This is a genomic window from Streptomyces beigongshangae (genome assembly GCF_019710745.1).
Taxonomy (GTDB): Bacteria; Actinomycetota; Actinomycetes; order Streptomycetales; family Streptomycetaceae; genus Streptomyces; species Streptomyces beigongshangae.
Genome location: NZ_JAHKJW010000179.1, coordinates 1 through 803 on the forward strand (window position 1 = coordinate 1; position 803 = coordinate 803).

The window sequence follows — 803 nt, forward strand, 5'->3', positions numbered from 1 at the left end:
GTTCAGCCGAAGTTCACGTCGCTGCACCACATGTAGGCCTGGTCGAGGTGGGATGCCTGCCAGATCACGAACACGATGTGGTGTCCGGTGTAGCCGGAGGTCTGGACGGGGAACGTGATGTCCTGCGCCGGGGCGTAGCGGCCGGTCTGCGTGATGAAGTCGAGGTTGCCCCAGCCCAGGGTCTGGGTCTTGGGGTTGAAGCCCTGCTTGCTCACGTAGACCTTGAAGTAGTCGGCGCCGTGGGATGCCTGGTCGTACAGGTGGACCGAGAAGTTGTTGCCGACGGTGGTGGTCTTCCACTGCCCGGGCTTGTCCAGGCTGGCGTTCCTGGAGAGGTTGTTGCTGCAGAGGGTCCCGTCGGGGGTCCGCGCCTGGAACTGGCCGCCCAGACCGTCACGGAGCGCGCTCATCCAGTTCCACATGGTGTCGGAGTTGGCCTGGAATGCCTGCCAGCACATGGGGTCTTCGGTCTGCATGGCCGGGTTCGTGTGGTTGCTGCCCCATGTCTTCCAGCACTGGTAGGCGCGGGTGGCGGGGCCGACGATGGTGCCGTGGGCCTGGGCGGGGGCCGACCAGGTCAGCGCACCGGCGACCACGGCGAACAGCATGACGAGTGCCTGGAGAGGCCGGCGGAGGGATGACCGCGAACGCCCGGTCAACGGACTCTGTTTGCGCATGAGGGGGGAGCTCCTTCCAGTTGCAAGGCTGTTATGGGAGCGCTCCCAACGTACGTATCCTGAGGGAAATGTCAATGAAACAAACGGAGTTGATTACCGGGGCGGGCGATGAGCAGGGAATCTGCC

General features: G+C 64.4%; 1 protein-coding gene. It reads right to left on the reverse strand.

All coding sequences use genetic code 11. From position 1 onward, the window contains the following. Positions 1 to 2: 2 nt before the first annotated feature. A complete protein-coding gene (locus KM933_RS38715) occupies positions 3 to 677 on the reverse strand; it encodes a lytic polysaccharide monooxygenase auxiliary activity family 9 protein (RefSeq protein ID WP_488269397.1) in 675 nt (224 codons plus the stop codon). Positions 678 to 803: the final 126 nt, after the last annotated feature.

What these genes read in the sequence shown, in the direction of transcription:
- KM933_RS38715 (WP_488269397.1), bottom strand. Translation starts at nt 677, where the DNA reads ATGCGCAAACAGAGTCCGTTGACCGGGCGTTCGCGGTCATCCCTCCGC.